The sequence below is a fragment of the Alkalibacterium psychrotolerans genome (genome assembly GCF_054784355.1).
On record NZ_BAAGPH010000111.1, the window covers coordinates 1 to 5,803 of the forward strand.

Annotated in this window: 6 protein-coding genes; all 6 read right to left on the minus strand. The window is 42.7% G+C overall.

Annotated features, from left to right (window positions below; translation table 11 throughout):
- Window positions 1-119: 119 nt before the first annotated feature.
- Window positions 120-338, minus strand: a complete 219-nt coding sequence (locus ACYVLS_RS09425) for a TetR/AcrR family transcriptional regulator (RefSeq protein ID WP_460323894.1) — start codon at window positions 336-338, stop codon at window positions 120-122.
- Between the two features lie 167 nt (window positions 339-505).
- Window positions 506-1,588 (minus strand): ABC transporter permease, encoded by a 1,083-nt coding sequence (locus ACYVLS_RS09430; protein ID WP_460323896.1) that lies wholly within the window; start codon window positions 1,586-1,588, stop codon window positions 506-508.
- Entirely contained in the window at window positions 1,589-2,860 is a 1,272-nt protein-coding gene (locus tag ACYVLS_RS09435) for an ABC transporter permease (RefSeq protein ID WP_460323898.1), read from the minus strand.
- A 15-nt stretch (window positions 2,861-2,875) separates the two neighbouring features.
- Window positions 2,876-3,808 carry an ABC transporter ATP-binding protein gene (locus tag ACYVLS_RS09440; protein WP_460323900.1) on the minus strand — a complete coding sequence of 311 codons (933 nt, stop codon included), beginning with the start codon at window positions 3,806-3,808 and terminating at the stop codon, window positions 2,876-2,878.
- Window positions 3,809-3,901: 93 nt separating this feature from the next.
- Window positions 3,902-4,549, minus strand: coding sequence for a response regulator (locus ACYVLS_RS09445; protein WP_460323902.1), 648 nt, complete (start codon window positions 4,547-4,549; stop codon window positions 3,902-3,904).
- Window positions 4,546-5,670, minus strand: a complete 1,125-nt coding sequence (locus ACYVLS_RS09450; protein WP_460323904.1) for a sensor histidine kinase — start codon at window positions 5,668-5,670, stop codon at window positions 4,546-4,548. Before ACYVLS_RS09450 ends, ACYVLS_RS09445 begins: the two co-directional genes overlap by 4 nt.
- Window positions 5,671-5,803: the final 133 nt, after the last annotated feature.

Here is a 5,803-nt window from a genome sequence, read left to right on the forward strand (position 1 = left end):
ATTTTTGTTTTATACTTATCCATGCGTAGATCCTTTGTATTGGTCTTGGATAAGTCATCCAAGTACTAGTATAAAGGATTTTTTTATGCCATGGAACAGGTTACTATTTTAATGCAACACTAGTGATCAGCAATATTAAAAGCAACATCAATCAAGTCATAAAACAAATTCTGCTTGTTCTTGAAGTAATAAAACAATGTGCCTTTGCCTATACCTGCCGCTTTAGCAATTTGATTGGTTGACGCCTGCTCGTAGCCCTTCTCGGCAAACTCCTGAAAAGCGGCATCCAATATGCGATCCTGTTTTTCTTTATCCAAGGATAAAAATGCCTCGTCCATTCAATCCCTCCTTTCGACTTTTCGTATGTATATTGGTTATTGACCGGGTTGGTCGATCTGGATTTAAAAAAACTGACCAGTCTGGTCGATACAGTAAGTATACTCTACCTGACCAGTCTGGTCAATGATATTCCCTTTATAAGAAACCGTATCACTCCTTATAATACTCAGGATTCCGATACACGCTCCATTAGATTGATACCCACACCCATGAACACGATACCCATTAGTAGAAGCACTGAGATGGGACCCATTAACTGACTGAGTGACTGATCAAGCAATACGGCTCCGGTCATACCTTCTATTCCATACTTAATCGGCATTAAATCCCCGACGAAAAGCAGCACCCGGTTGCTCACTACTTCCAGCGGCCAGAATGCCCCTCCAAGCATTGCCATCGAAGTGGTCACTATCGGTATGACCACTTGAAGCTGCTGCGTGGTTGTAACAACCCCCATCAGCACAAGACCTAAGGAAACGATAGCAAAGACGAAACTTAATAAAACAGCACCGATGGCGATATAATTAGTACCCAAATCAAGTCCGACTATAAAGCGTAAAACGACTAACGCCAGAATGATTTGCATAATCCCCGCAAGCAGATAATGAAATAGTTGCCCGAGATAAATGCGTGTTTTTGTCAAGGGAGAAAATATAAGACGCTGCCAGGTTCCTGTCCGTTTCTCTTCTAGCAGATTAATCATTAGAAAGAGGATTGAGAAAATAGAGAAATAAAGAGTCATTCCCATAATAATACCCACTCGGTACTGTTCATTTGCAGACACCATCTCAGTATGAGCAACGGTTTCCACGGTAATAAAGTCTCGAACTTCAATTGCCTCATTGCCAATTAATGCACTGGCTTCTTCTAGGCGTTTAACGTTGGAGTACTGCTGTTCCACATAACGTATGATAGGTGATATTTCCATATCTTCCCGACCAATGAGAAAGCGGAAATCGCTGCTGTTTACCTCAAGCGCAAAGGAACGTTCATTCATTCGTATAGCTTCTGCTACCGCCTCTCCATCTGTTGCAATAAACTCATACGCTTCTTCCTCATTTAACCGATCAATCCAGCCATTCAACTCCTGAGTGGAGAGATCTTCACTGTAGGTAGGCACCGTAATGGTTTGATTACTCTGACCACCTGCCAGGAAATAAACAAACAAAAGAGTTAAGCCGAAAAAGGTCAACAGTAAAGTCGGTTGCTTAAACAATCGTTTCCATTGCAGTACAAATACTGTTCCCATTTAGTCCAGCCTCCTTTTCGGAAATAATAGAACACTAACGGCAGTAAGGATGACCGTCATACCTATGACTCTCACGATTAATGGAAAGACTTCTGAGAGATTAAAGCCCTGCATTAACTGTAAATAAGCTGTCATCATAGCTCCGTTGGGTGTCCAGTTTCCAATTGTACGTAGGCTCTCCGAGAAATTTTCGACCGGCGTAAAACTTCCTCCAACAAAGGCGAAAAGTGTGACCACTATTCCTCCGAAAAAGCCGGAAGATGTATTGCTGTTTGAATAAAGTGTAATCGACGTAAGCAGACTGGTGATCGCTCCGATAACGAGTGCGAAGAACACACTGACCAGACTCAAGTCTATCCAGAACCCCAGCGAACGTCCCTGAAAGGTTCCGAAAATAAGTGTGCTGAGTCCAAACAGTATCGCCAGTTGTATAAAAGTAATAACCGTGCCGGATACCAGTTTACTGCCTAAATAAGTTAGCGGTCTGGTTCCGGATATCATTAAACGTCCAAATACATGCTGTTGTTTTTCCTTGAATGCCCGACTTGCTAAGGCCGGTGCCGTGTGAAGTGCAAACATGGCGCCCATACCGATGGTGTAGTACTGAAACGAGCTGACCGGTTCTTCACGGGTGAGTGTCGCCACTGAACCGTAGCTTTCGTATTCCTCTACCACTTCTGATTCTCCTCCGGAAGCAACGGCAATACTGGCCTCAAGGTTAAACTGGTTAGCATAGGTGCTTAGTACCCCTCTTAAAATATCTGTGGTGACGCTGTCACTGTCTCGAACTTCTAGCGTTAGAGTCTGACTTTCACCTTCTTCTAAAAACAGTTCAGTCCAGATGGTTTGATTGAATGCTTCAGGAACAATGATCAGGCCGGTCAGGTCACCAGCTTCCAGTTCGCCCTGTGCTTCATCCAAAGATGCAAACGCTCTGACATCAATCCATTCAGCAATATCTTCACTGTTCAGCAAGTCACTTATCTGTTCACTTGGCGTGACTGCTTCAGCCTGTAACACAAGTTCTTCTATGACTTCATCCGGAAACTGACGGTCAGTCAACTCTGTTCGCCATGAATCCAATTCTGTCTGAGCTGTCTCTTCCTGCACAAATCCCACAGGAAAGGCGTTGATGTTAAACTCGGTCATTGTCAAGTTGTTTAAGGCTAGTCCAAGAATCGCAATGAGAATAAAAGGCATGAACAGCAGTTCCGTCAAGTCCGAACGGCTGCGGGACAGAATCAGACTGTCTTTTTTTATGAGCTGAAACATGGGCTTTCCCTCCTTTTAATCTCTCAGCGTTCGTCCAGTTAAGTGCAGAAATACATCTTCAAGAGTAGGTGTCTGTATGGACACGCTGGTAATTTTTGTCTGAGTCTGTTTGGCCAGTTCAAAAATATCACCCAGTAACTCTGTGCCTTTCGGGGCAATCACTTTATACCCCTGCCCTTCCTCAGTCACTTTTTTCACTACTTCATGCCGAGACAGTGCCTGTTCAAAAGCCGGTGAAAGTGTATGAACATCAATCCGTATTGATTCCTCGTTTGACAAGATACTTTTTAATTCTTCATTTGTCCCTGAAGCAATGACTTCGCCGTGATCCATGATATATACACGATCACATAATTTCTCCACTTCTTCCATATAATGACTGGTGTACAACACGGTAATATTCTTCTCAAGGTTAAGCTGACGAATCATATCAAGGATATAATTCCGGGATTGGGGATCAATTCCGACTGTAGGCTCATCCATTATCAAAATTTCCGGTTCGTGCAGCAAAGTGATGCCGATATTGATGCGCCTTTTCATTCCGCCCGAGTAGGTTTTTACTGCTTCTTTCTTGCGTTCGGTTAGTCCAATAAGGTCGAGTACGTCATCTATTCGTCTGCTTAATTTTTTTCCTTTCAGTCCGTAAACTCTTCCAAAAAACTTCATGTTTTCATATGCCGACAACTCTTCATACAAAGCTATCTCCTGCGGTACTACACCGAGGACTTTTCGCAGCTCCTGAGACTCCTTCAATGCATTTTTCCCGTTGAAAAGAACTTCGCCGCTTGTAGGTGGCAGTAAAGTCGAAATCATCGAAATAGTGGTAGATTTGCCCGCTCCATTTGGTCCCAGCAAACCGACCGATTCCCCTTTGTCCAAAAAGAGATTGACATGATTCACAGCAGTCAGTGTCTTGAATTTTTTCGTTAAATTTCTAGTTTCCAGCATGTCCAGCACTCCTTTCTATTTGTTGATTTACATAAAGTATACAAAAAAAGAGACAGCAATAGCACTGTCTCCAGTCATAAAAAAGTTATGACTTTAGTCATTAGTTTTATCCAAGCCATGCTTAATCGCGTAGATGGCAAGTTGTGTCCGGTCTCTCAAGTCCAGTTTATCCAGTATAACCGTGATGTGGTTTTTCACTGTACCAACCGAGAGAAAAAGTGAGTGGGCAATTTCCTGATTATTTTTCCCTCTGGCTATTTCACTAAGAATGCTTTTTTCACGTTCCGTGAGTGAGTCGTCAAGCTGAAGCAGAGGGTTTGAATCCTGTAATAAAGATGGCATGACTTTAGCAGCAACTTGACCTTCTATAATAAGCCCACCATCAAGACAGTGATGGATAGCATTACGCAGTTCTTCACTGTTACCATCTTTAAGTAAGTAACCATTGACCTTGTTCTTCAGCGCCTCCATTGCATAGTCCTCATCATTGAAGGTAGTAAGAATCAGCAATTTAATCTCCGGGTGTTTCTCTCTTATGATTTTGCTCGCTTCAAGTCCATTCATAATAGGCATACGAATATCCAAAAGCACTAAATCAAAGTCACATTGTCCACACAGATCTATTGCTTCCTGACCGTTTTCCGCCTCCCCCGTTACCCTGAGCGACTCATCCATTTCAATCATCATTTTCAGGCCCTGCCTTACCATTGCCTGATCTTCAGCTAGTAATATCTTTTTCATATGTCTTCCTCTATTCTGTTCAAAGATTCCAGTGGAAATTGACCGGTTACACTAAAATTGTTATCGTTTTGAGAGATAGTCAGCTGACCGTCTATGTCTTCCAGACGCTGCCGCATAGCAGACAGACCAAATCCTTCTTTATACTGAATTTTCTTAGTTATACGATGGGAAACTGAAAACTGAAAATACCGTTCGCCTAATACTTTAAACTGAACATCGGCCTGACGCGCTTGGCTATGCCGCATCATATTAGTTAATGATTCCTGAACAGAGCGAAAAATTACCACAGACTGTTCGTTTGTTAAGGGTTCGCTCAAAACACCTGAACCAATAAGAAACCGGATTTTTAAATGACTTTCTGCTTCAAGTTTTCGTATCAGCTGAATAACAGCCTGCAAGCCGGCAGTTTCCCGGGATTTCAGTGCACTGACTGCCTCCCGTGTTTCATGTAGGCTGGTCTGGGCCAAATCTTTAAAGGCTGTCAGCTGCTCTTTTACTGCATCCGATTCTGCCTGATAACGCGCCACTTCCAACTGCATCACTAGAGCAGTTAAGCGGTGCCCCACTGAGTCATGAATATCACGGGCTACTACGCGGCGCTCTTCCTGCCTTGCAAGCATTTCCCCACTGTTTACCTGTCTTTTAAGTGCGCGATAGTCTGCTGTCAACTGTTCACTGTCCTGCTTTATTTGTCTGTACTTCATTTCTCCAGATTGAACCCGTATAATTAAATAACTGACCAGAGCAAATACCATGCTCTCAATAAACAAGTTAATCTGAAAGCCCCTTAAATACTCCGGCATGAAAGCAATCATATAAAGGACCCCTAAGTAAAGACCGGTTTGATTCTGATTATACGTCCGGCTGAAATCGAAGCCGATCATTAAAATCAAAAAAGTAACACTTAGCGGCAGAGTAGTCATTCCGAAGGTTATACGTACAATCACTGGGAGTAAAAAGTAGACCGTCCATTTTAGTTTGTTGTTCAGAAGGGGTAACGCAAAATAAAGCGCATAAAACAGCCCCATCAAAGATAGGGGTTGCGGACTTACCGATACCTGTCCAATACTTGAAATAATCCAAAAAATTGAGATAAAGCCCAAACTGACCCAAAAACTCATCCGCTTCCCTCCTCGTATAATAAGTTTGTAGTTAAGAATTGTTCTTAACTTAGTTGATTGATTAACTGTTTGAAAGAATGGAGCTTTCTCCCCCATGGGGGAGAAAAATTTCAAAAAGTCGCTTTTGATGATC